24 protein-coding genes and 1 tRNA gene are annotated in these 23,758 nt (G+C 68.1%); 12 read left to right on the forward strand and 13 right to left on the reverse strand.

The window, feature by feature from the left end:
* The first annotated feature begins 66 nt into the window (after positions 1-66).
* Both ACFQI8_RS08910 and ACFQI8_RS08915 read left to right on the forward strand, forming a co-directional pair.
* Positions 67-876, forward strand: a complete 810-nt coding sequence (locus tag ACFQI8_RS08910; protein ID WP_390244007.1) for an enoyl-CoA hydratase/isomerase family protein — start codon at positions 67-69, stop codon at positions 874-876.
* Positions 877-948: 72 nt separating this feature from the next.
* Positions 949-1,665: a ThuA domain-containing protein gene (locus ACFQI8_RS08915; protein WP_390244008.1), complete on the forward strand. Its 717-nt coding sequence runs from the start codon at positions 949-951 to the stop codon at positions 1,663-1,665.
* Positions 1,666-1,904: 239 nt separating this feature from the next.
* On the opposite strand, the gene ACFQI8_RS08920 is transcribed toward ACFQI8_RS08915, so the two are convergent.
* Positions 1,905-2,780, reverse strand: coding sequence for a hypothetical protein (locus tag ACFQI8_RS08920; RefSeq protein WP_390244009.1), 876 nt, complete (start codon positions 2,778-2,780; stop codon positions 1,905-1,907).
* Positions 2,781-3,117: 337 nt separating this feature from the next.
* Here ACFQI8_RS08920 and ACFQI8_RS08925 point away from each other — a divergent pair, with 337 nt between their 5' ends.
* On the forward strand, positions 3,118-3,243 hold the full coding sequence (locus ACFQI8_RS08925; protein WP_390244010.1) for a hypothetical protein: 126 nt from the start codon (positions 3,118-3,120) through the stop codon (positions 3,241-3,243).
* A gap of 6 nt (positions 3,244-3,249) precedes the next feature.
* Here the strand turns inward: ACFQI8_RS08925 and pyrI are convergent, their stop codons facing one another.
* The 5 genes from pyrI to gdhB form a co-directional block, all read right to left on the reverse strand.
* Positions 3,250-3,717 carry an aspartate carbamoyltransferase regulatory subunit gene (gene pyrI, locus ACFQI8_RS08930; RefSeq protein ID WP_390244011.1) on the reverse strand — a complete coding sequence of 156 codons (468 nt, stop codon included), beginning with the start codon at positions 3,715-3,717 and terminating at the stop codon, positions 3,250-3,252.
* On the reverse strand, positions 3,714-4,628 hold the full coding sequence (gene pyrB, locus ACFQI8_RS08935; protein ID WP_390244012.1) for an aspartate carbamoyltransferase: 915 nt from the start codon (positions 4,626-4,628) through the stop codon (positions 3,714-3,716). The genes pyrI and pyrB overlap by 4 nt, the downstream gene beginning before the upstream one ends.
* A 187-nt stretch (positions 4,629-4,815) precedes the next feature.
* Entirely contained in the window at positions 4,816-6,069 is a 1,254-nt protein-coding gene (locus tag ACFQI8_RS08940) for a Glu/Leu/Phe/Val family dehydrogenase (RefSeq protein WP_390244013.1), read from the reverse strand.
* A gap of 138 nt (positions 6,070-6,207) precedes the next feature.
* On the reverse strand, positions 6,208-7,047 hold the full coding sequence (locus ACFQI8_RS08945) for an HpcH/HpaI aldolase/citrate lyase family protein (protein WP_390244014.1): 840 nt from the start codon (positions 7,045-7,047) through the stop codon (positions 6,208-6,210).
* Positions 7,048-7,098: 51 nt separating this feature from the next.
* Positions 7,099-8,385 (reverse strand): glutamate dehydrogenase GdhB, encoded by a 1,287-nt coding sequence (gene gdhB / locus ACFQI8_RS08950; RefSeq protein WP_390244015.1) that lies wholly within the window; start codon positions 8,383-8,385, stop codon positions 7,099-7,101.
* A 208-nt stretch (positions 8,386-8,593) separates the two neighbouring features.
* Between gdhB and ACFQI8_RS08955 the strand changes: the two genes are divergently transcribed.
* Positions 8,594-9,094: a MaoC family dehydratase gene (locus ACFQI8_RS08955; RefSeq protein ID WP_390244053.1), complete on the forward strand. Its 501-nt coding sequence runs from the start codon at positions 8,594-8,596 to the stop codon at positions 9,092-9,094.
* 115 nt (positions 9,095-9,209) lie between these two features.
* A complete protein-coding gene (locus tag ACFQI8_RS08960) occupies positions 9,210-9,665 on the forward strand; it encodes a DoxX family membrane protein (RefSeq protein WP_390244016.1) in 456 nt (151 codons plus the stop codon).
* On the opposite strand, the gene ACFQI8_RS08965 is transcribed toward ACFQI8_RS08960, so the two are convergent.
* The 4 genes from ACFQI8_RS08965 to ACFQI8_RS08980 all read right to left on the reverse strand — a co-directional run bounded on the left by ACFQI8_RS08965 (position 9,649) and on the right by ACFQI8_RS08980 (position 14,329).
* On the reverse strand, positions 9,649-10,008 hold the full coding sequence (locus ACFQI8_RS08965; RefSeq protein WP_390244017.1) for a DUF5658 family protein: 360 nt from the start codon (positions 10,006-10,008) through the stop codon (positions 9,649-9,651). The genes ACFQI8_RS08960 and ACFQI8_RS08965 overlap by 17 nt on opposite strands.
* A gap of 190 nt (positions 10,009-10,198) precedes the next feature.
* Positions 10,199-11,944, reverse strand: a complete 1,746-nt coding sequence (locus ACFQI8_RS08970) for an acyl-CoA carboxylase subunit beta (RefSeq protein WP_390244018.1) — start codon at positions 11,942-11,944, stop codon at positions 10,199-10,201.
* Positions 11,945-12,210: 266 nt separating this feature from the next.
* Entirely contained in the window at positions 12,211-13,104 is an 894-nt protein-coding gene (locus tag ACFQI8_RS08975) for a class 1 fructose-bisphosphatase (RefSeq protein WP_390244019.1), read from the reverse strand.
* Positions 13,105-13,408: 304 nt separating this feature from the next.
* Positions 13,409-14,329, reverse strand: coding sequence for a helix-hairpin-helix domain-containing protein (locus ACFQI8_RS08980; RefSeq protein WP_390244054.1), 921 nt, complete (start codon positions 14,327-14,329; stop codon positions 13,409-13,411).
* A gap of 124 nt (positions 14,330-14,453) precedes the next feature.
* Here ACFQI8_RS08980 and ACFQI8_RS08985 point away from each other — a divergent pair, with 124 nt between their 5' ends.
* The 6 genes from ACFQI8_RS08985 to ACFQI8_RS09010 all read left to right on the forward strand — a co-directional run bounded on the left by ACFQI8_RS08985 (position 14,454) and on the right by ACFQI8_RS09010 (position 21,001).
* The gene (locus ACFQI8_RS08985; protein ID WP_390244020.1) at positions 14,454-15,314 is read left to right on the forward strand and encodes a 3-hydroxyacyl-CoA dehydrogenase family protein; all 861 of its coding nucleotides are present in this window, start codon (positions 14,454-14,456) and stop codon (positions 15,312-15,314) included.
* 138 nt (positions 15,315-15,452) lie between these two features.
* On the forward strand, positions 15,453-16,439 hold the full coding sequence (locus tag ACFQI8_RS08990; RefSeq protein ID WP_390244021.1) for an ABC transporter ATP-binding protein: 987 nt from the start codon (positions 15,453-15,455) through the stop codon (positions 16,437-16,439).
* Positions 16,436-18,358, forward strand: coding sequence for an ABC transporter permease family protein (locus ACFQI8_RS08995; RefSeq protein WP_390244022.1), 1,923 nt, complete (start codon positions 16,436-16,438; stop codon positions 18,356-18,358). Before ACFQI8_RS08990 ends, ACFQI8_RS08995 begins: the two co-directional genes overlap by 4 nt.
* Complete coding sequence (locus ACFQI8_RS09000; RefSeq protein WP_390244023.1) at positions 18,351-19,409, forward strand: ABC transporter permease; 1,059 nt, start codon at positions 18,351-18,353, stop codon at positions 19,407-19,409. The genes ACFQI8_RS08995 and ACFQI8_RS09000 overlap by 8 nt, the downstream gene beginning before the upstream one ends.
* 98 nt (positions 19,410-19,507) lie before the next feature.
* Positions 19,508-19,837 carry a DUF5798 family protein gene (locus tag ACFQI8_RS09005; RefSeq protein WP_390244024.1) on the forward strand — a complete coding sequence of 110 codons (330 nt, stop codon included), beginning with the start codon at positions 19,508-19,510 and terminating at the stop codon, positions 19,835-19,837.
* Between the two features lie 183 nt (positions 19,838-20,020).
* On the forward strand, positions 20,021-21,001 hold the full coding sequence (locus ACFQI8_RS09010) for a PLP-dependent cysteine synthase family protein (RefSeq protein ID WP_390244025.1): 981 nt from the start codon (positions 20,021-20,023) through the stop codon (positions 20,999-21,001).
* A 51-nt stretch (positions 21,002-21,052) separates the two neighbouring features.
* Here the strand turns inward: ACFQI8_RS09010 and ACFQI8_RS09015 are convergent, their stop codons facing one another.
* The 3 genes from ACFQI8_RS09015 to ACFQI8_RS09025 form a co-directional block, all read right to left on the reverse strand.
* On the reverse strand, positions 21,053-21,472 hold the full coding sequence (locus ACFQI8_RS09015; protein WP_390244026.1) for a CoA-binding protein: 420 nt from the start codon (positions 21,470-21,472) through the stop codon (positions 21,053-21,055).
* A 132-nt stretch (positions 21,473-21,604) separates the two neighbouring features.
* Positions 21,605-22,216 carry an RAD55 family ATPase gene (locus ACFQI8_RS09020; RefSeq protein ID WP_390244027.1) on the reverse strand — a complete coding sequence of 204 codons (612 nt, stop codon included), beginning with the start codon at positions 22,214-22,216 and terminating at the stop codon, positions 21,605-21,607.
* 178 nt (positions 22,217-22,394) lie between these two features.
* Positions 22,395-23,249, reverse strand: a complete 855-nt coding sequence (locus ACFQI8_RS09025; protein WP_390244028.1) for a geranylgeranylglycerol-phosphate geranylgeranyltransferase — start codon at positions 23,247-23,249, stop codon at positions 22,395-22,397.
* A gap of 94 nt (positions 23,250-23,343) precedes the next feature.
* On the opposite strand from ACFQI8_RS09025, the gene ACFQI8_RS09030 reads away from it, so the two are divergent.
* Positions 23,344-23,418 (forward strand) — tRNA-Arg (locus tag ACFQI8_RS09030).
* The last annotated feature ends 340 nt before the right edge of the window (positions 23,419-23,758 follow it).

The following is a 23,758-nucleotide window of genomic DNA, read 5'->3' on the forward strand; positions in this document are numbered from 1 at the left end:
GCGCAGATATAAATCAACTCTCCACGGTCCAAACGTTTTTCACGATTCTGCACGTCGAACCGGGGGATGACCGAGGTCGAACTCGACTCCGACGCGGTACGGCTCGCGCTCGACGACGGCGTGGCGACGGTGACGCTGGACGCCCCGGCGGTTCGGAACGCGCTGACGGTCGAAGTCACCGCCGGCGTGCGCGAGGCGCTGGACTCGCTTCCCGACGAGACGCGCTGTGTCGTCGTCCGCGGGAGCGACGCGGCGGGCGCGTTCTGCGCCGGTGGCGACGTGAACGCCATGGTAGAGCTACAGGCCGACGCGATGACGCTCCCCGAGGCGGTCGACCACGTCGTCCGCGACACCGCCGACTGCGTGCGCCGCGTCTACGAGTGCGACCTGCCGACGGTCGCGGCCATCGACGGCCCGGCCGTGGGCGCGGGCGGCGCGCTCGCCATCGCCTGTGACCTCCAACTCCTCCGCGAAGACGCCTCCGTCAGCTTCGGCTTCCGCCGGGTCGGTCTCGCGGTCGACTCCGGACTGTCCTACCTCCTCCCCCGACTTGTCGGGCGCAACGTCGCCATGGAACTCGTCTACACCGGCGAGAAACTCGGTCCCGAGCGGGCGCTGGAACTCGGCGTCGTGAACCGCGTCGCGGGCGAGGACGAGTTCGAGGCGGAACTCGACGCCCTCACGGAGCGCATCGCCGGCGGCCCGACGAAGGCGCTCACCGCCTCCAAGCGCCTGCTCCGCCGCCCCGACGACTCCATCGAGGCGGCCATCGAACACGAGGCGTCGGCGCAGGCGGTGCTGTTCGAGACCGACGACCACGCCGAGGGCGTGGAGTCGTTCATGGCCCGGCGGGAACCGGAGTTCGAAGGGCAGTAGTCGGGCCGTCGGGCGACCGCAACCGGCCCCGCGTTCGGTGCATACTTGTCGCCACCCGGCGACGGCGGGAGTATGGTCACCGTCACTGTCTGGAACGAGTACCGACACGAGAAGGAAGACGACGAGGTCGCCGCGGTCTACCCCGACGGCATCCACGCGACGATAGCCGAGGGACTCCGCGAGGCGGGCTACGACGTGCAGACCGCCACGCTTGACGAACCCGAACACGGGCTCACCGAGTCGGTTCTCGACGACACCGACGTGCTGGCGTGGTGGGGACACAAGGCCCACGACGAGGTCGAAGACGCAATTGTCGACCGCGTGGTCGACCGCGTCCGCGACGGGATGGGACTCCTCGTGCTCCACTCGGGGCACTACTCCAAGCCGTTCAAGCGCCTGATGGGGACGACCTGCTCGCTGAAGTGGCGCGAGTCGGGCGAGAAAGAGCGCGTCTGGGTCGTCGAGCCCGGCCACCCCATCGCCGACGGGCTTCCCGAGTCGTTCGAGGTCCCCCGCGCCGAGATGTACGGCGAGCGGTTCGACATCCCCGCGCCGGACGACCTCGTCTTCACGTCGTGGTTCGAGGGCGGCGAGGTGTTCCGCTCGGGGTGTTGTTACACCCGCGGCAAGGGCCGGGTCTTCTACTTCCGGCCGGGCCACGAGACCTACCCCATCTACGAGCAAGAGGAGGTTCGGACCGTCCTCGACAACGCCGTCGCGTGGGCGGCCCCCGGCGACGGCCCCGCCCCGTACTTCGGCAACGCGGAGCCAATCGAAGACCTCGACTGAGGCGACGGGGGGTGGACCGCCCGAACGGGATCGTCCGGAGCGCCGACTATCATAAGTGGATGCGGTTCGGAGAACGCCCATGGCACAACCGACGAGCGGACAGCGGCGACTCATGTTCGCCCTGTTCGCGTTCGCGGCGCTCGTCTTCCTCCTCGGCATCGTCGTCATCGGCTACCTCGCCGGCGCGTTCTGAGGTCGGGCCGGCTCCGACCCTCTCGCCGGCGCGCCGAGTCGCGCGCTCAGCGGGTCGCGTCGTCGGGGTGGTAGGTCTTCCCGCGAGAGCCATCGGCGGTCATCCGGCGGAGCGTCGCGGCGGCGTTGCTCGCGTCGTAGCCGAACAGCACGTCCTTCGCGTACTCGTCTGCGACCTCGATGGCGTGGATGAGGTCGTCCACGTCCACGTTCACGGCGTACAGTTCGAGCGAGAAGTCGGCGTCGTACGGCTCCAGAAGCGAGACGAAGCCGCGGGCGATGGTTTCGAGCCAGTAGGTCGTCCCGTAGTGGGTGTCGTAGAGCGGGACGACGAACTCGTCGACGTACTCCGAGAGCGCCTCGATGTCGAGGCCGGCGCGTCGGTAGAGGTGGCCCGGATAGGGGTCGGGATACAGCGTGAGATACAGGCGGCCGGGGACGCGCTCGGCGGCGTCGGCGACGAAGTCGGTGATGACCTCGGCGCGCCACTCGAACCACGCGTCCTCGTCGTCGGCGTCGCGGCCGCGGTCGGCGGCCCAGGCCTCGAACTGCGAGGTACAGCGGTCACACCGGCAGTACTCGTCGCGGGGGAAGCCCACGTCGTCGAGGCGAACGTCGCCGTTAGCCGCGGCGGCGTCCGCGACGATTTCGAGCAGGCCGGCGCGGTACTTCTCGTTCGTCGGGCAGATGTACGCCCAGTCGAAGTACGTGCGGTCGCGCGTCGCCGGGTTCCCCTCGCCGTCGACGGGGACCAGTTCGGGGCTCTCGTTGGCGGCGGCGTTGTCGCCGAAACACGAAATCATGTTGACGGCGTTCGACAGCGGTTCGGCCGCCCGGCCGGTGACGTCTTTGACCTCGTAGAATCCGCGGTCGAACTCCGGCCAGTCGACTTCCTCCTCGTTGCGCGTGACGACCCCGTACATGGCTCCGCCTTCGCGCGGGCGTCGGGTAAGTCGTTCGCTCTCGGGCGTGCGGCTCGCGTTCCGGCGTCGCCGCTAGACGGTCGGGAGTGGGGCGGACTCGGTCGTGGTCGACCGAGCGCCGAAAAGCGGTTACTCTTCGATTTCGACTTCGACGGTCTCTCCGCTTCCGGAGAACACGGTGTAGAGGACCGCGACGAGCGCCAGTACCAGGACCAGTTTGGCCTTCTTGGACATACCGAGAACTTCGACCGCACCGCACTAAGTGATTACGACACCGGGAGGAGCCGCGGCGGGCGGCGGAAAACGGAATACACTCTATCATTGTATTAATTAATTGATGGATATCACGGAAATGTTCGATTCCGCGATACGCGTCCTATCCGCCGACGGCATCGAGTTCGCCGACGAGGACCACCGCTGTCCGGCGAGCGCCGCGGGAAAAAGCGCGTCGAACGAGCAGTGAAAACGGTCAGTTCACGTCGAGGTTGGCCGCGACTTCGTCCTCGCGGACGATGGTCTCGCAGTAGTCACAGCGCACGCCGTCCGAGAGGACGGTAAAGCTCGACTGGATGGGTTCGTCGGCGTTGGAGATGCAGTTCCTGTTCGGACACGAGATGATGCTCGCGACGGCGTCGGGGCGGACGACCCGGTTCTTTTCGACCACGTCGTAGTCGCGGACGATGTTGATGCTCGCGGCGGGCGCGATGAGCGACAGCACGTCCACCTCGGACTGGCTCAGCTCGCGGCCTTCGACCTTCACGATGTCCTTGCGGCCGAGGCGGTCGGAGGGAACGTTCATCCCGACCGAGACCGCCTCCCCGCTGGTGCCGTCGATGCCGAGGATGGCGAGGACGTTGAGCGCCTGCCCCGCGGCGACGTGGTCGATGACGGTGCCGTTTCGAATCTTCGAGACGCGGAGTTGGTGGTCGTCTGTCATCGGTCTTGGGAGAGGAGGATGTCCAGAAGCGCCATTCGGACCGGGATGCCGTTGTGAGCCTGTTCGAAGTACGTCGCGTGGTCGGTGTCGTCGATGTCGGGCGAAATCTCGTCCACGCGGGGGAGCGGGTGCATAATCGTGAGGTCGTCGGACGCCGCTTCCAGCGTCTCCGAGTCGATTTGGTACTGTCCCGCGACCTTACGGTACTCGTTTTCGTCGGGGAAGCGCTCGCGCTGGATGCGCGTCACGTAGAGCACGTCGAGTTCGGGGAGCACCTCGTGGAGGTCGGTGTGTTCTCTGACCTGCGCGCCCGAGGCGTGGAGGTCGTAGCGGACGTTCCGGGGGAGCCGCAGGCTCTCGGGGCTGATGAAGTGCTGGCTGGCGTCGAAGTTCGTCAGCGCCTCGGCCAGCGAGTGGACCGTCCGCCCGTACTTCAGGTCGCCCATGATGCCGATGGTGAGGTCGTCGAGGCCGGCGTTCTCCCGGATGGTGTAGAGGTCCAGCAGGGTCTGACTCGGGTGCTGACCCGCGCCGTCGCCCGCGTTGACGAGGGGCACGTCGACGAACTCGGCGGCCATCGTGGCCGCGCCCTCGCTCGGGTGGCGGAGCACGAGCGCGTCGGCGTAGCCCTCGACCACGCGGACGGTGTCGGCGAGCGTCTCGCCCTTCTTGACCGACGACGACTCGACCGGTCCCATATCGACGGTCTGGCCGCCGAGGCGTTTCATCGCGGAGTCGAAGCTCATCCGGGTTCGCGTGCTCGGCTCGAAGAAACAGAGCCCGAGAACCTTCCCGGCGTGTCGTTGCCGGAACGCGGCCGGGTCGGCGTCGATGTCGGCCGCGCGGTCGAGCACCGCCTCGATGTCCTCCCGCGAGAGGTGCGACGCGGAGATGAGGTGGTCCTGACGCATCGATGAATGACGCGACCTACACCGACTTGAATCCCCCGGCATCGGACGCTCTGAGTGATATTCACCACCATGCACAGAATCGGCGATATCGGCGACCGCGGCGGACACAGCACGGCGGGCGAAGCGGTCGGAAAACGAGGCGCCGAGGCGGCACGACGAAACGCCGAGGCGACGACTGACGCCGGCTCTACGGCCAGTTGCCGGCGGAGTCGTATGAGTCGACGACGCGCCGGATGGCGACGACGTAGGCCGCGGTGCGGAAGTTCGGCAGGTCGTGGCTCTCGTAGGCGTCGACGAGTTCCTCGAAGGCGTCGACGATGACGCGCTCCAGCTCGTCGTTGACGCGGTCTTCGGTCCAGTAGAACCGCTGGCGGTTCTGGACCCACTCGAAGTACGAGACGGTGACGCCGCCGGCGTTGGCGAGGATATCGGGGAAGACGTGGACCTCGCGCTCGGTGAGCACGTCGTCGGCGTCGGGCGTGAGCGGGCCGTTGGCGGCCTCGACGACGACGTCCGCGTTCACGTCGTGGGCGAGTTCGCCGTCGATGGCGTTCTCCAGCGCGGCGGGAACGAGCAGGTCCACGTCGAGGGTGAGCAGTTCCTCGTTGGTGATGGCCTCCGTCCCCTCGTAGTCGGAGACGGTGCCCGTCTCGTTTTTGAACCCCTTGACCGCGCGGGTGTCGAGGCCGTCGGCGTCGTAGATGCCGCCGGAGGAGTCGGAGACGGCGACGACCGTCGCACCGAGGTCCTCGATGAACTTCGCGGCGATGGAGCCGGCGTTCCCGTAGCCCTGTACGGCGACGGTCGCGCCCTCGATGTCGCGGCCGAGGTAGTCGAACGCCTCGCGGGCGGTGAGCATCGTCGAGCGACCGGTCGCCTCGACGCGACCCTCGCTCCCGCCGTTCGAGAGCGCCTTGCCGGTGATGACGCCCGGCGCGGTCGTGTTTTCGAGCGTCTCGTAGGTGTCCTTAATCCAGTTCATCTCGCGCTGGCCGGTGTTCACGTCGGGCGCGGGGATATCGCGGCTCTCGCCGATAAGGGGGCGAAGTTCCTTCGCGAACGACCGGGTGATGCGTTCGAGTTCGGACTCGGAGTACGCCTTGGGGTCGATGACGATACCGCCCTTGCCGCCGCCGTAGGGGATGTCGACGACGGCGCACTTGTACACCATCCAGCCCGAAAGCGCCTTCACCTCGTCTCGGCTGACGTTCGGGTGGTAGCGAATCCCGCCTTTGTACGGGCCGCGGTCGCCGTTGAACTGCGACCGGTAGGCGCGAAACAGCTCGACGTCGCCGTCGTCCATCTCGACGGCGAGGTTCGCTTCGAGGACTCGCTCGGGGTTCTTCAGCCGCTCGATAACGTCGTCGCGCACGTCGAGGTAGGCGGCCGCGTCGTCGATTTGCTCCTGCAGACTCTCGAAGGGATTCGCCTCTTGTGCCATGCTCTAATACGCTCCGGGCATCCGGTTAAGCGTAGCGGGAACTTTAGCGTACCACAGTATTGAGACACATACTCATCGATAAAAAGTGACCGTCCTCGGGCGTTCGGCCGGGTCGACGTCGGGCCGGCCGGGGCGCGTTCAGTACGACTCGCCGGCGCGGTCGAGAATGTTTTCGGCCTGCTTGACGAGCGGGGCGTCTATCATCTCGCCGTCGACGCCGAAGACGCCTCTGCCCTCGCTCGCCGCCTCGTCGCGGGCGCGGAGCACCTTCTTGGCCCACGCCACGTCCTCCTCGTCGGGCGAGAACGCCTCGTTGATGACGGGCACCTGCGCGGGGTGGATGGCGAGTTTCCCGTCGTAGCCGAGTCGCCGGCCGAACGCGGCGTCCTCTCGCAGGCCCGCCTCGTCCCGATAGTCGACGTGGAGCGTGTCGATGGCGTCGACGCCGGCGGCCGCGGCCGCGACGACGACGCGCTCGCGGGCGTACAGCACCTCGGTCCCGTCGTCGGACCGAGTCGCATCCACGTCGGCGGCGAAGTCCTCCGCGCCGAAGACGACGGCGTCGGTGTCGGGCGCGGCCGCGACCTCGGGGGCGGCGAGGACGCCCGCCGCGCTCTCGACGATGGCGATGACGGGACAGTCAGCGCCGACCTCCCGGGCCGCGCCGGCAACGCTCGTCACGTCGTCGGCGCTCGTCGCCTTCGGGACGACGAGCGCGTCCGGCGGGTGGGTGGCGCAGACAGCGGCGATGTCGTCGCGGCCGGCGTCGCCGGGGTTGACGCGGACCGCGACCTCGGCGTCGGGCTCGAAGTCGGCGTCCGAGAGGACCGCGGCGACGGTCTCGCGGGCTTCGGCTTTCCTGTCGGGCGAGACGGCGTCTTCGAGGTCGAAGACGAGCACGTCCGCGCCCGCGCCGGGGGCCTTCCGCAGGAGTTCGGGTCGGTCGCCGGGCGAGAACAGGACACTTCGTCGGGGCATGGTGTGTGTATCGAGGGGGACGGTGAAATATCGACTCGTCGGCGACCCGACTCAGGGCCAGAGGCCGCGGTGTTCGTGCGCCTCGGAGACGCGTTCGAGCGCGACCATGTAGGCGGCGTCGCGCCACGTCGCGTCGTGTTCCTCGACGCGCTCGCGGACGGCGGTCCACGCGCGGAGCATCTCGGTCTCCAGTTCGTCGTGGACGCGTTCGAGCGACCACGAGCGGTGGTTGAGGTCTTGGAGCCACTCGAAGTACGAGACGGTGACGCCACCGGCGTTGGCGAGGATGTCGGGGACCACGGGAATCTCGCGCGCCTCGAAGAGTTCGTCCGCGGCCGACGTGGTCGGGCCGTTCGCGCCCTCGACGATGAGGTCAGCCTGCACGTCGCGGGCGTTCTCGGCGGTCAGGACGTTGCCGACGGCGGCCGGGATGAGCACGTCAACGTCGAGTTCGAGCAGTTCCTCGTTCGAGAGCTTCCGCGGCGCGTCGTACTTCATGACGGCTTCCGGTTCCTCCTCGTGGGTCGGCACGTCGTGCGTGTCGAGGCCGTCTGGGTCGTAGATGCCCCCGTTCACGTCGGAGACGGCGACGACCGTCGCGCCCTCGTCGTTGAGGAGTCGCGCGGCGGGCGCGCCGACCGAGCCGAACCCCTGGACTGCGACGGTGGTGTCTTCGATGTCCCAGCCGAGGTAGTCGATGGCTTCGCGGGCGATGATAGCGACGGAGCGGCCGGGCGCGGTGTCGCGGCCCTCGCTCCCGCCGACGACCGGCGGCTTACCCGTCACGACCCCGGGCGTCGTCTCGCCTTCCTGCATCGAGTAGGCGTCCATGAACCACGCCATCGTCTGGGCGTCGGTGCCCATATCGGGCGCGGGGATGTCCTTCGTGGGGCCGATGAAGGGCCGAAGCTCCTCGGCGAACCGGCGGGTGAGCCGCTCTTTCTCGTCGGTCGAGAGGTCCTTGGGGTCGACGACGATGCCGCCTTTGCCGCCGCCGAAGGGCAGGTCCATCACGGCGCACTTCCACGTCATCCACATCGAGAGCCCGATGCACTCGGCTTCGGTCACGCCGGGGTGGAACCGGAGGCCGCCCTTGTACGGCCCGCGGACGCTGTCGTGCTGAGCGCGGTAGCCGGTGTAGACCGCGGTCGAGCCGTCGTCGCGTTCGAGCGGCACCGAGACGCGGTGGACCTGATTCGGATGCCGAAGCCGCTCGATGACGCCCGGGTCGACGTCGAGGTGCGCCGCCGCGCGTTCGAGCTGTCGGCGGGCCGTCTGGAGGGCTGTCTCTTCGGTCGGTTCGTCGTCCGTCGCCGTGGATGGTACTGTGGATGCCATGGTTGGTCGTGCCGGCCGAGCGCCGGCTGTGCCGGGGGACAGACGCGCCGTCCCGCGCCCGTAGCGACGGCCGAATCGTCGACCGAACGGACGACCGAATCGGCCGCCATCGGGCGCTTTCGCAATCCTCTATTGTGGATAATTATAATGGTTGTTATCTAGTTTCGCTCGGGGCAATAGTTGTCATACGGGAGGGTCGACCGGCACGATTTTATCACGGTCTATCACACGATTCACCATGACCGGTCTGTACTACGAGGAGTTCGAGGTCGGCCGGACCATCGAACACGAAAAGCGCCGCACCGTCTCTGAGTCGGACAACCAGCGCTTCTGCGACGTGACGATGAACCAGCAACCGCTCCACCTCGACGCCGAGTTCGCGGCCGACTCGCAGTTCGGCGAGCGACTGGTCAACGGCCTGTACACGATGAGCCTCGCGGTCGGCCTCTCGATTCCCGACACGACCGACGGGACCATCGTGGCGAATCTCGGCTACGACGACGTGTCCCACCCGAATCCGGTGTTCCACGGCGACACGCTCCGGGCGCAGACGACCGTCCTCGACAAGCGCGAGACCGCCGACGGCGAGCGCGGCGTGGTGACGATGACCGTCGAGGTGTTCAATCAGGACGACGACCTCGTCTGCGAGTTCGAGCGCACGGCGCTGTCGCTGAAACGCGAGTTCGCCGCCGACGCGGACGACGCCTGAGGCGGGTCGGGTTCGGTCGGGTTCGGTCGGGTCCGGTCGGGTTCGGTCGGCCTGTGTCACTCTGCGGTTCCACGCCCGCCCGCACCGTTTTCTCCCCGGCGTCGCTAGGTCGGGCATGGACTTCGACGGCCTCTCCGGGCGAGTTGCGTCGGCCACCGACCGGGCCACCTCGGTCGCCGACCGCGCCCCCGACCCGGCGACCGTCGCCCGGGTCGGCCTCGGCTCGATGGTGTTCGCGGCGGGCGTCCACAAGCTTCTGGACCCGCTTTCGTGGTCGGCCTACGTCGTCCCGTGGCTCGCGCCGTTTCTCGTCGTCTCGCCCGTGACGTTCATGCTCGCAAACGGCGTCCTCGAAGTCGGGTTCGGCGCGGCCATCGTCGCCGACCGCTACACCGCCCTCGCGAGCGCCGTCGCGGCCGTCTCGCTGTCGGCGACGTGTCTCTACCTCGCGGTCGTCTTCGCCGTCGAGGGCGGCCTGTTCGGCGACGTGCTCGCCCGCGACATCGGACTGGCGGGGCTCGCGTGGGCCGTGCTGGTCGAGTCGCTCCGGCGGCCTACCCGAACAGCGTGACGAGGATGAGTTGCGTGTTCATCAGCCCGGCGACGCCCCACGGGACGGCCACGCCGATTGGAATCGCCCCGCGGTAGCGACTCGGGAGGACGCGCCACGCGACGACCGCGACCGCGAGCACGACGAGTTTCAGCGAGATGAGCGCGCCCACCGGGCCGAGCGCGGGGATGAGCGCGAGGACGACGGGATTCAGTTCGGCCAGCCCCCGACCGAGTCCGTAGAGCGTCGTCAACACGTCGAGGACGAACGCCAGCATCGTCACGGTCCAGAGGACGTGCTCGTCGCTTATCGCGTGTGCGAGTGCCGTTCGGGTCGTCTCGGGGAGGGGAACTTCGTGGCTCATGGCGGGCTATCGGCAGACGGTTCCCGACGCCGGGCCGAGACGGGACAGTCGGGACGCGATGGGACGGACGGGAGGGACGTCGGCCGACGATAGAGTCCGTAGCACCCCGACCGTCCTCAGTACGAGCCGCTTAGGTCAGTTACCGTGAGATTACCCGCCGGAAAAACGGAGCATTAACCCCCGAGTCGGCTCAGAGGACGGTCCCGTGTTTCTTGTCGGGGAGCGACTTCTCCACGTCCGCGTAGAACTCGAAGCGGGCCGCAAGCTCGTCGCGGAGGGTCGACGGCGGGACGAGTTCGTCGATGACGACCTCGCTCGCCATCCGGTGGGCGTCGATGTCCTCGCGGTACTCCTCGCGGAGTTCGTCTTCCATCCGCGCCCGCTCTTCGGGGTCGTCGATGTCGGCGAGCTTGTTCGCGTACACCGCGTTGATGGCGGCTTCGGGGCCCATGATGCCGATTTCGCCCGAGGGGAGCGCGATGACGCTCTCGGGGTCGTAGGCGGGGCCGCCCATGGCGTAGATGCCCGCGCCGTAGGCCTTCCGCACGATGACGGTCTGTTTGGGCACCGTCGCCGACGACGTGGCGTAGATGAACTTCTTGCCCTTCTCGAGGATGGCGTCTTTTTCGACCTGCGAGCCGGCCATGAAGCCGGGCGTGTCACAGAGGTAGAGGAGCGGAATCTCGTAGGCGTCGCAGGTCCAGATGAACTCCGCGGCCTTCTCGGCGGCGTCGGGGAAGATGGCTCCCGACCGCTCGGTGGGCTGGTTGGCGACGATGCCGACCGGCCGGCCGTCGATGCGGGCGAACGCGGTGACGATTTCCTCGCCGTAGTCGGGCTTCAGCTCGAACACGGACTCGGCGTCGACGACGCGCTCGATGAGGTCGTGGGCGTCGTAGGGGCGGTTCGGCGACTCGGGGATGAGTTCGTCGATGCCGTCGGGCGAGTACCGCGGCGGTTTCGACTCCGAGCGCGGCGGCTTCTCGCCGGCCTTGTCGGGGAGGTAGGTGACGAGCTGGGCGACGAGTTCGCGGGCGTGGGCCTCGTCGCGGGCGACGAGGTCGGCGCTCCCCGATTCCTCGGCGTGCATCCGCGCGCCGCCGAGGTCCTGCATGGAAATCTCCTCGCCGGTGACCATCTTCACCATGCGCGGCGAGGCGATGGCCATCGCGGACATCCCCTCGACCATGACCGTGAAGTCGGCGAAGACGGGCGTGTAGGCCGCGCCGGCGATACACGGCCCGTAGAGGACGCAAATCTGCGGGACGTACCCCGAGAGCATCGAGTGGTTGTAGTAGTACTTCCCGATGCCCTCGCGGTTGGCGAAGAAGCCGGTCTGCTGGTCGATGCGGCCGCCCGAGGAGTCCATCAGGTAGAGCACCGGCTTGCCCGTCTTGAGGGCGCGCTGTTGCATCCGGAGGAACTTCTCGACGCCGCGACGAGCCATCGACCCGGCCTTGACCGTGAAATCGTTGGCCATGATGTGGAGGTCGCGCCCTTCGAACTCGGCGGCTCCCGTGAGGAGGCCGTCGCCGGGGAGGCGGGTGTTCGGGTCCGCCTCGTCGACCTCGGGGGAGTTCTCGTGCCACGAGTCGAAGTTGGCGAACTTGCCGTCTTCGAACGCCAGCCCGTCGGGAAACCACAGGTCGAGGCGGTCGCGGACGAACAGCTTTCCCGACTCCGGCAGGCGCTGTTTGTACTTCTCGGGGCCGCCGCCGAGGATGTCCGCGATTTCCTCGCGGAGTCTCTCCTCGCGCTCGGTGGGTCCCATGTCGTCGTCGAGCGGGAAGGTGTCCGTGGGCGGTTCGGCGTCCGCGACGGCTTCCTCGCCGTCGCCGACGAAGACGTTCACGTCCGTTCCGAGGTGTCGCGCCAGTGCGTTGGCGATGGCCTCGGCCTCGTCGCCGGTCGCGCCGTCGCCGATTCTGACCTTCATACTCGGTGATGCACCACCGTATTCAAAATGGTTTTCCATGCACGATTTGCCAGTCGGTCGAATGGGGGCCGGCGGTAGTCCGGCCGCAGTCCGTTCGGAGACCTGTCGCTATCGACTGCGGAGTCAGCGAAAACGAGTGTGCCCGGTCGTTTCGGTTCGCTCGATTCGGTCGGTGCGGTCGGTTCGGTCGGTGCGGTTACTGCGCTCGGCGCGTCCGGCGTGCCCAGCGCGTCAGCCCCGCGGGTCGACGAGTCGGGCGTGCACGCTCAGTCCAGCGCGGCTTCGAGTTTCGCCACGAGGTCGGTGTTCCCGACGTACATCGGGGTCCGCGCGTGGAGTTCCTCTTTGTCCACGTCGAGAAGCGACTTCGTGCCGTCGGAGGTCGCGCCGCCGGCCGTCTCGATGACGTAGCCGATGGGATAGCCCTCGAACTGGACGCGGAGCTTGCCCTCGGGGGCGGACTCCAGCGTCGGGTACGCGAAGATGCCGCCGTAGGTGAGAATCTGGTTCACGTCGCCGATCATCGACCCGCCGTAGCGGAGCTTGCGCGAGGGGTCCTGTTCGACCTCGCGAGCGAACGCCTCGAAGTCGTCGGTCCAGTCGGGGACGCGGCCGCCGAAGCCGTACACCGACCCCTCGTCGGGAATCGTGACGTCCTCGCGGACGAGTTCGCGGCTCGCGTCGTCGTGGATGACGTACTCGTCGACGGTGCCGTTGCGGGCGACGACCATCGTCATGACCGGGCCGTAGAGGACGTAGCCGGCGGCGACGAGGTCGCGGCCGTGGGCCGGAAGCGGGGCCTCGTACACCGCGAAGATGGTCCCCATCGTGTTGTTCGGCTTCAGGTTCGACGAGCCGTCGAGCGGGTCGACCGCGACCGACAGGCGACCGGTGCCCACGTCGACCGACTCGGGCCGTTCCTCGCTGGCGTACTCGCCGACGCCGTCGAGCCCGCCGATGCGCTCACAGAGGAGGTCGTCGGCGAACACGTCGGCGGCCATCTGCGTCTCGCCGCTCGGGTTCTCGTCTTCGGCGGTGACGCGGCGGCCGGGCAGGCCGGTTCGAATCTCGGGCGCGGTGCTCGCGATGACGTCGACCACACCGTCGATGGTCCGCACGTCGCGGGCGGTCTCCGCGGTGTTGATGTCTGTCGTCGCCATCAGGCCCACCCCTCGGGGCGTCGGCGAGTCGAACGCGAATCGTCGGTGAGTCGAGCGCTGACCCCGAGCGTCGTCGGGGCGGGAGATACCGTCTGCGGGGCGTCGACGGCCGTGTCGGAACCGGGCATCATCTGATTCAAAATGGTGTAACTATCTATATAAAAACTGCGTCTAGTGTGGTTTAGGAGATATTGCTGGATTCGGTCGTTATGAGGGTCGTAACAAAATATTACGTACTAATTCGACCCGAATAGAAATTACTACTCAGATAGTAAAAATTCGGATGGGCAGTCAGAACCGGCGGTCACTTCATGGCGTCGCGCGCCTGACCTTTCCACGCGCTGACGACGGTCGGGTCGATTCGGAGGGCGTCGGCGACGTGTTCCGGGTCGGCGGTGGCGAGTCGCCTGACGGAGCGGACGCCCGCCTCGCCGAGCAGTTCGGCGTCGGACTCGTCGATGCCGGCGAGCGTCGTGAGCGGCTCGGGTTTCGACCGCTCGCGCCACACTTCTTCGGCCGCGAGCGCGTCCCCCGAGCCGTCGGCCGACGCGTCGATCGCCTCTCGTCCGGTTGGGGTCCAATCCCCCGACGCGGTCGCCCCCGAGCGTGCGTCCGACTCGCCTCCAGAACCCGAGGGCGTCCAGTCCCCCTCTCGCGCGGACCTGTCCGTCCCCGTCGCCTCGCCCCGGCCGCTCGGCGTCCAATCGCCGGCCTCGCCGTTGCTGTCGCCGCCGTCGGCGTCTGCGCCGTCGGTCTCGTCCCAGTCGCCCGAACTCGCGGCGACCCACGCGCGCTCGTCGTCGCCCAGTCCGCGGACCTGCGAGGAGCGCCGGTCGAGGTCGTCGCCGGAGCTGAACGACCACGAAAGCGAGTGCCAGCGACGAATCTTCGCCGCTACGCCGGGGTTCGTCCCCGCGGCGACGAGGTCGCGGTAGCACACCTCGCCGTCGACGATGGCGGCCGCGTCGATGTTCGCCTCGGCGAGACAGTCGGCGGTCGCCGGGCCGACGTATTTCAGGTCCTGTCGCTCGGACGGGAGGCCGTCGCTCGCGCGGTCGCCCCGCGGTCTGAGCAGGTGGGTCAGCGCCTCATCGGGGTCTTTCGGTTCCTCGTCCGGCCCGTTCCCCCGGTTTGCGCCCTCACCGCCGCTCGGGCGCGCGTTCGAGACGGCTTCCCCTCCGTCCCCGCCCGCGTCGTCTTCGTCGTATCTGCCGGCGTCGTTCACCCCAGTCACCGTTGCATATCCCCATTCTTGCGCCCGACTTGAGTCTTCCCGTGACAGTCACGAGTCTGTCACTATTCCGAACGAATCGGCAAGTTTTACCTCCCCGCCTCGCGCAGACCCGGACATGTACGATACCGAAGATATCGACACGGTGGGCGTCGTCGGCGCGGGAACGATGGGCAACGGCATCGCGCAGGTGGCCGCGATGGCCGGCTACGACGTGGTCATGCGCGACCTCGAACCCGAATACGTCGAACGCGGCCTGTCGGCCATCGACGACAGCCTCTCGCGGTTCGTCTCCAAGGAGAAACTGACCGAGGACGAGGCTGATGCGGCGAAAGGGCGCGTCTCGGGGACGACCGAGCTCGCGGACCTCGCGGACTGCGACCTCGTGGTCGAGGCCGCCGTCGAGAACATGGACGTCAAGCGCGAGGTCTTCGCCGACCTCGACGACATCGTCCCGGAGGGCGTCGTGCTGGCGACCAACACCAGCACGCTCTCTATCACGACCATCGCGGCCGCGACCGAGCGCCCCGAACTCGTCGTCGGCCTCCACTTCATGAACCCCGTGCCGATTATGAAGGGCGTCGAGGTCGTCCGCGGCGAGAAGACCGACGACGAGGTCGTCACGTTCGCCCACGAGTTCTCGGAGGCCCTCGGCAAGGAGACGTGGGAGTCCGACGACAAGCCCGGCTTCGTCACCAACCGCATCCTCATGCCGTGGCTCAACGAGGGCATCCGCGCCTACGACGAGGGCGTCGCCTCCAAGGCGGACATCGACCGCGGCATGACCCTCGGCACGAACGTCCCGATGGGCCCGCTCACCCTCGCCGACCACATCGGCCTCGACATCTGTCTGGACGCCTCCGAGACGCTGTTCGAGGAACTCGGCGACCGCTACAAGCCGGCGTACCTGCTCAAGCGCAAGGTCGCGGCGGGCGACCTCGGCAAGAAGACGGGCAAGGGCTTCTACGAGTACGACTAACGGCGCTTCCCGGCGGTCGCGGCCATTCGCTCGTCCCCGACCGCGGGACGGCGAAACTGTTGCCCCGCGAAGGGGACGGCTATCAATCCTGAAACCCCGCGCGAACGCTTTTATGCTGTCCCGCGTGAAACTCTCACAATGATTACGGTCGAGAACCTGCGGAAGACCTACGGCGACTTCCCCGCCGTCGTGGGAAGCGACTTCTCGGTCGAGTCGGGCGAGGTGTTCGGCATCGTCGGCCCCAACGGGGCGGGGAAGACGACGACGCTGAAGATGCTCGCCGGACTCGTCGAACCGACCGGCGGGTCGGCGTCGGTGCTCGGATACGACCCCGAGGAGCCGGCGATGCGGCGCAAACTCGGCTTTCTCCCCGAGGAGTCGCCGCTGTACGAGGACATGACGGCGCGGTCGTACCTCCGATTTTTCGCCGACCTCTACGACGTGCCTCGCGACGTGGCCGACGAGCGCACCGGCGCGGTGCTCGACCGCCTCGACCTCGAATACCGCGACCGCCGACTCGGCGACATGTCGAAGGGGATGAAGCGCAAGGTCGCCATCGCTCGGTCGCTCGTCAACGACCCCGACCTGCTCATCTACGACGAACCGGCCAGCGGCCTCGACCCGCTGACGACGAACGTCGTCTTGGAGTTCGTCCGCGAACTCCGCGACGAGGACAAGACCGTCGTCTTCAGCGCGCACAACCTCTTTCACGTCGAGTCCATCTGCGACCGCGTGGTCATCATGAACCGCGGGGAGATCATCGCCCGCGGGACGGTCTCCGAGATTCGCGCGGAACACGGCGAGACGACCTACCGGGTCTTCACGACCGTCCCGCTCGCGGAGACCCTGCCCGCGGACGACGAGGTCGGCGGCGAGGAGCGCCACGTCGCCGTCGTCGACGAGATGTCGGCCGTCGAGTCGCTCCGCGAGCGCGCCGAGGCCGCCGGCGGCCGCGTCGCCGACATCCGAACCGACGAGGCGTCGCTGGAGGACATCTTCCTCCGACTCGCTCGGGAAGCACCGACGACGAGCGAAGCCGAGGGCGGGCGCGGCGGAGGCGCTGGCGGGACCACCGCCGTCGACGAGCGCGAACGCCGCGTCGCCGGAGGGAACGAGCAGTCGTGACCGACCGCCGAACCCGACTCGTCGCACACGCCCGGGCCGTCCTCCGCATCGCCCGCTGGGAGGTGTCGCGCTCGGCGGGGACGCTCGACCGCCGAACCGCCGTTATTGGCCTGGTCGCCGTCCTCGTCGCCGGCGGCATCGCGGCCGGGGCGGCGGTCGGCGGCGTCGCGCTCGACCGCGACCTCTACCGCGTCGGCATCGCCGGCGACAGCCCCTACTACGACGCGGTCGACCAGTCGTCGGCGCTCGACGCTCGCCCCGTCTCGGACCCGAACGTCGAACTCGTCGTCAGCGAGACGCACATCTCGGTCGCGGACACGCAGACCGGCCGGGCCGCCTACAGCGCGTTCCGCGACGCGGTCCGGTCGTACAACGAGCGACAGATGGCCCGCGAGGAGAACCAGTCGGCCGCGTTCCCCGTCGTCGTGGACCTCCAGTACCGCGAGCGCGACGCGCTGGTGCCGACCGGAAGCCGCGTCGACGGCGGCGCGAGCGGTGGCGGCGGCGACGCCGGGACTGCTGGCGGCGGCGGAACCGACACCGGGACTGCTGGCGGCGGCGGAACCGACACCGGGACTGCTGGCGGCGGCGGAACCGACGCCGGAACAGGGGGCGGCGGTGGAACCGACGACGGCGCGGACGGGACAGCCGGCGGCGGCCCGAGCGCGTCCGACGCCGCGGCGGCCGACGACGGCGGCGTGGACGCCCCGTCGCTCGGCGGGATAGCGGGGCTCTTCGGCGGCGACACCAGCGGGTCGCCGGCGAGCATCAGCCCGCCGTTCCCGTTCGCCTCGCTCGTCCTCGCCTTCGCCTTCCTCGTGCCGATGAACTTCGTGATTCAGGCCTACGGGTCGAGCGTCCTCAACGAGCGCATCAACCGCCGCGGCGAACTGCTCCTCGTCGCGCCCATCTCGCCGGGCGACATCGTCGCCGGCAAGACGCTTCCGTACCTGCTCGGCACGGTCGCGATTACCGTCGCCATCGCGGCGGCGGTCGGCGGGGGCGTCGTCTCGGTGGCCGCAGTCGTCCCCGTCGGCCTGCTGTTTCTCGCGTCGACGTTCGTCGGCGCGATGTTCGCCCGCTCGTTCAAGGAGCTTACGTTCGTCACGGTGACGGTGTCCGTGTTCCTGACGACGTACACGTTCGTCCCGGCCATCTTCACGAACGTCACGCCCATCGCGCTCATCTCGCCGTTGACGCTCGTCGTCCGCGACCTCGCCGGCGAGTCGATTCCGCTCGGCGAGTTCCTGTTTTCGGTCGGGCCGATTCTCCTCGCCGCGGTCGTGTTGTTCCTGCTCGGCGTCGGCGTCTACCGCGAAGAGGACATGTTCACCCAGCGGTCGGTCCCGCTGAAGTTCCTCGACGCGCTCGACAGCCGCATCTCGCGGGCGCGCTCCGTGGCGACGCTGTCGGCGCTGTCGATTCCGTTCGTCTTCATCGCCGAACTGCTGGCCATCGCCGTGCTGTTCGTCCTCCCGGTGGACCTGACCGTCCCGATGATTCTCGTCGCGGTCGCGGTCGTCGAGGAGTTGGCAAAGAGCCTCCACGTCCTCGCCGCCTTCGAGAAGGCGCGGTTTTCCCGGACGCTCCGGTCGTCGCTCGTCCTCGGCGGGCTCTCCGGCCTCGGCTTCTTCGTCGGCGAGAAGTTCACCGCCATCGCCCAACTCGCCGGGTTACAGTCGCTCACCCTCGGGCAGACCGCCTTCGCGCCCTCCGGCGTCGGCATCGCCGACGGAACCGGTGTGGGCGTCCTCGCCGTCCTCGGCCTGTTCCTCGCGCCGCTGGCGCTCCACGCGGTGACCGCCAGCGTGACCGCCTTCGGAGCGAGTCGAGGGCGCTCGGCCTACGGCGTCGCGCTCGTGGGCGCAATCGCCATTCACCTCGCCTACAACCTCCGGGTGGTGAGCGCCCTTGGGTAACCCGCGATTCGCCATCGCCCGCCGCGAACTCGGCAGTCTCCGCAAGGAGAAAACCATCGTGCTGGCGCTGGCTATCCAACTGTTCGTCGCGGCGTTCTCGTCGTTCCTCGTCGTCGGGCTCGTCTCGCTGTACGACCCCGGCGCGGCGAGCTATCAGGTCGACGTGGCCGTCACGGGCGACGAGGAAGCCGTCGAGGACCTGCTCCGCGCCGTCGGGACCGAAGACGGACTCAGCGGGCGGCCGTACGCCTCCTCGTCGGACGCGCTGACGGCGTTCCAAGGGCGGGAGGTCGATGCCGTCTTAGAGGCGTCCACGGGCGAGGACGGCAGGATACGAGTCGCGGCGGTCGCGCCCGATACGGGTGTGGAGACGACGGCGGTCGTCGTCCGCCTCCGGGACGCGCTCCGCGAACTGGAGCGCACCGAGCGCGCGGAGCGGAGCGCGTCCCTCGCCACGGACCCGCTTTCTCTCCCGCCGGCGACGGAGTCGAGCCCGTACTTCGGCTTTACCTACACGGTGCTCGTCCCGCTTCTGTTGTTCCTGCCCGTGTTCATCTCCGGGTCGCTGGTGGTCGATTCGCTCGCCGAGGAGGTCGCCCGCGGGACGCTCGAACTCCTCCGGGTCGCGCCCGTGAGCTTCGCGGCCGTCGTAGACGGGAAGCTCCTCGCGGCCGGCGGACTGGCCCCGGTGCAGGCCATCGCGTGGATGCTCCTCCTCCAACTGAACGGGACGGCCATCGAGAGCGTGCCGTGGCTGTTCGGCATGGTCGCCGGGCTCTCGGCGGTCGTCGTCACCCTCGGCGCGGCCGTGGCGATTACCTCGCCCGACCGCCGGGTGGCACAGCTCCTGTACTCCATCGGCGTGCTCCTCGTCTTCGCCGGCACGTCGCTTCTGCCCCTGAACCCCGCGAACACGGCCGCGCGACTGGCGCTCGGGACCGCGGGCGTCGGCGCGAAGGCCGCCGTCGCGGGGCTGGTCTTCGTCGGCGTCGTCGCGCTCGTGGGCCTCCGAATCCTCGTCGACCGGGTGGACCCGAACGAACTCGGCTGAGGTGCTCGCGTGTCGCTTCCGGGGTTCGGCGCTCGCGTTTTCGGGGCCGCCGACGCCGCACCGGAAGTCGTACAAGCCCCGAGTCCGACAGGCGACACATGGCACTCGGAGGAACCGCGAAGAAGCTCCAGAAGGTCGCAGAGATGGCCGAAGACGTGTACAAGAAGCTCAACGAACTGCGCGAGCAGGTCGTCGAGGTCCGCGAGACGGTCAACGAGACGAAGTCGCGCGTCGACCGGCTCGAAGCCGAGAACGCCGAACAGCGGGCGATTCTCGAAGCCGTCGCGGAGGAACAGGGCGTCGACATCGACGCCGCAATCGCGCAGGCGCACATCTCCGAGGCCGAAGAAGACGCGGCCGGCGACGAGACCGCAGACGCCGATGCATCTGCCGCCGACGCGTCGAGTGACGCCACCGACGAAGCGTAAGCCGACCGTCCTCTCCGTTTCTCTTCGTCTTCTGTCGGGCTCGCGTCCCCCGCCACAGCCCGGTTGTCTGTCTCGAAAACGGCGCTTTCGACCGGTGTCATTCGCCCCTTCCGCGGGTCAATCGTCGACGAGAGACCGACCGGGATGAAAACGTTCAGGGTCTGGGGCAACTTTTGCCCGCGTATGACCACGCACCGCGACCCCCTCGACTCGGTGCTCGACACCATCGGCGAGACGCCGCTCGTCAGAGTCCACGCGTCGCCCGACGAGGTACCCGTCTACGCGAAGCTCGAATCGTTCAACCCGGGCGCGAGTATCAAGGACCGCATCGGGAAGTACATGCTCGAACGGATGCTCGAATCGGGCGAACTCCCCGCGGGCGGCACCATCGTCGAGCCGACCGCCGGCAACACCGGTATCGGGCTGGCCGTCGCGGCCGGCCAGCTCGGCATCCGCGCGGTGTTCGTCGTCCCCGAGCGGTTCAGCGTGGAGAAACAGACGCTCATGCGCGCGCTCGGAGCCGACGTGGTGAACACGCCCACCGACGACGGGATGGGTGGCGCTATCGACCGCGCCCACAAGCTCGCCGACGAACTCGACGACGCCGTCGTCCCCCAGCAGTTCTCCAACCCGCTCAACCCCGAGGCGCACTACGAGACGACCGCGCCCGAGGTGTACGACGCCCTCGACGGTGAGGTCGGCGCGCTCGTCGCCGGCTGTGGCACCGCGGGCACGCTCATGGGGCTGGCGCGCTACGGCCGCGAGCGCCACGAGGACACGTTCGTCACCGCGGTCGAACCCGAGGGGTCGCTCTACGCCCGACTCCACGGCCGTGACGTGCCGGAGGCGTCGTACAAGACCGAGGGCATCGGCACGCACGACCCCGCGACCAACGAGCTGTTCGACCCCGAACTGGTGGACGAAATCGTCCAAATCGGCGACCGTGACACCCACGCCGAGATGCAACGCCTCGCCGCGGAGGAGGGCCACCTCGTCGCGTCGAGCGCCGCCGCCAACTCGCTGGCCGCAATCGACGTGGCCGAGCGGGCCGCCGCCGGCGACCTCGACCTCCCGCACGACGCCGTGGTCACGGTGTTCCCCGACTCCTCGGAGCGATACCTCTCGAAGGGCGTCTACGGCGACTTCGAATCGTGGGAGGGATAACGAAAGACGGGTCGGACACCGCCCCCACCCGAACCGTCGGTTCGGGAGTTCTCAGGCGAGCCGCGAGTGCTCGACCTTGAAGCACCGGTCCTGAACGAACGAGAGCCCCGCCTCCTCGGCGCGGGCGGCCGCGTCGTCGTCGCTGATGCCGAGTTGGAGCCAGACGGTCTCCACGTCGCCGCGGTCGTCAGCGCGCTCGATTGCGGCGTCGACGATGTCGCCCGCCTCCTCGGACGGCCGGAACACGTCCACGAGGTCGACGTCTTCGTCCACGTCGGCGAGCGAGTCGTACGCCGTCTCGCCGAGAATCTCGTCGTGGAACGGGTTGACGGGGACGACGCGGTAGCCCTGTCGCTGGATGTACGCCGGGACGTCGTGGGCGGGCTTGCCGGGCGTGGCCGAACAGCCGACGACCGCGACGGTCTCGGCGTCGAACAGCGCGCGGATACCGTCATCGCTGGTGATGGGCATACCTACGACGTGGCCGGCTTCGGATAAAAACGTCAGGCGGCTGTGCGGCGCGACCGCCGTCCCACTCCGTCCGTGTTAGTCAGCCGTCTCTGCGGTCGTCGTCCCACAGTCGCAGACGGCGCGACCCCTCGTCTAGTGGTCCGCGATGCGGATGTCCGGTGGCGCGTCCTCGTGGGTCGTGATGATGCCGTCGAAGAGCTGTTTGATGGTGTTCATCGTCCGGTCGTCGTGGGCGTCGGCGTCGATGGTGAACACGCCGAGGCCGCCCACGCTCTGGATGCGGCCGGTGAACACGTGGAGGAACCGGAAGACGGTCTGGAGGTCGGCGTACATCAGGAGCGTCGAAAGCGAGTGGAGCATGATGCGGTTCTCCGAGAGCCCGCGGTCTTGGTAGTACTCCTGTAGAATCTCCGAGAGCTTGATTCCGATTCCGGTCATGTCGACCGGCGATGACGTGTAGCGGATTCGCTCGTCGTCGCGGACTTCGCCGACGCCCTGCTGTTTCGTGACGCAGTCGACGACGGCGACGGGTTTGCCCTCGTAGTCGAGTCGTTTGCCGAAGTCAGTGAGGATGCGGTCCGCGCCGTCTTTGGTCGTGACGATGACTGACCCCTCGCCGTTTCGAGTCCCCGCCGCGAGGATATCGAGCGCCAGCGAGCGCTTGCCGGTCAACGGCGGTCCGACGAGGAGGAGGTTCGTGCCCGGTTCGACCTCGACGTCGAGATCAGCGCCCAGGTTATACATGCAGGTACCTCGGCTCGATGTCGTCGGCTCCGAGGAATGCACTCGCCTGACGCTTCCGCTCGCCGGGGGTCATCGGATAGTACGACCATACAGTGAGCCGGTAATATTCTTTTTGATTGGAGGATCGAACACTTCCGGCTCGTCGGGGTGTTCCCCGGGAACTGACGGACCCCACGACTTATAAAATCCCTCCTGCCGGTGCCGCCGCGCGGCCGAGGATGAACGCGAACGCCGCCAGGAACATCCCGTGTTTGAGTCGACGCTGGGCCGCGGCCGGGTCACTGAACGACCGGGCGGCGGCGACGAGCATGAGCGCGTCGGCGGGGACGACCACGCCGAGGTACGCCAGTCCGAACTCCCCCCAGACGAACGGCACCGCGCTCGCGCCGACGGCGACCACGAGGACGGCCGCACCGAGCCACAGCGATACCGCCTCGCCGACGACGATGGGGAGCGTCCGAAGCCCCTCGGCTCTGTCGCCGCCGATGTCTTCGACGTCCTTGACGATTTCGCGGGTCAGCGTCGCCAGCGCGGCGAGCACGCAGAGGACGGCCGCGCCCAACGGCTCGCCGATGGCCGCGCCGCCGAACAGGAACGTCGAGCCGGTGAGCGCGGCGACGACGACGTTGCCGACGCCGGGGAGACCCTTGAACAGCTCCGTGTACGCGAGGAGCGCGACGAGGTTGACCACGGCGATGGCGATGGCGACGACCGGGAGGACGAGCGCAGAGACGACCGCGCCGCCGAACAGCGCGACGCTGAACCACTTGGCCTCGGCGGCGCTCACCGCGCCGCGGGGAATCGGTCGGTCCGGTCGGTTGATGCGGTCGATGTCGCGGTCGAAGTAGTCGTTGACGGCGTTGCCCGCGCCCGTGGCGAACACGGTGGCGAGCACCGCCGCGACGACGACGAGCGCATCGCTCGGGGACGCCCCGGCGACGAACGCCCCAGTGAACGTGAGCACGCCCGCGGCGACCGCGTTTCCCGGTCGGGTGAGTTCGGCGAACCCGCGCGCCCGCGCTCCGAGAGACATACCCCGTATTGTTCCGAGGTCGGGTATAAATCGCGCGGAGTCGCCGCCTCGAATCAATCCATTTAAAACAGTCCACGACAGACGAAGTGATGCAGGGCGCTTAGCTCAGTCTGGACAGAGTGCTTGGCTTCGGACCAAGTTGCCACGGGTTCAAATCCTGTAGCGCCCATCCGAAATTTAGGTTCTTCGAAGCCGAAATTAAAAAGCCGAGAGACGGCTCTCCGCCGTCGATATCGGCCGAATCGGTGTTTTCTCGAACCCACCGAGAAAATCATTCCAACTGCTTCCATGTAACGGGTCGCCGCCGTCGGGCGGCCTCCTCCCGCGAGTCAAACAGGGAATCGATTCGTGCGCACCCCGTGAAGAACCCGTCGTGAGGGCATGAGGCGGGGATAGAATCCACGCGAAGTTACTCCGCTGGGTTCGAGAGAACCGCCCGCCATCGCGCGCATCGCTCACCTTCCGAGGGGCGTCGGGGCCGTCGCACCGACGCTCGGTTTTTCGTTCTA

Origin of the sequence: Haloferax chudinovii (genome assembly GCF_042663345.1) — an archaeon.
GTDB lineage: Archaea > Halobacteriota > Halobacteria > Halobacteriales > Haloferacaceae > Haloferax > Haloferax chudinovii.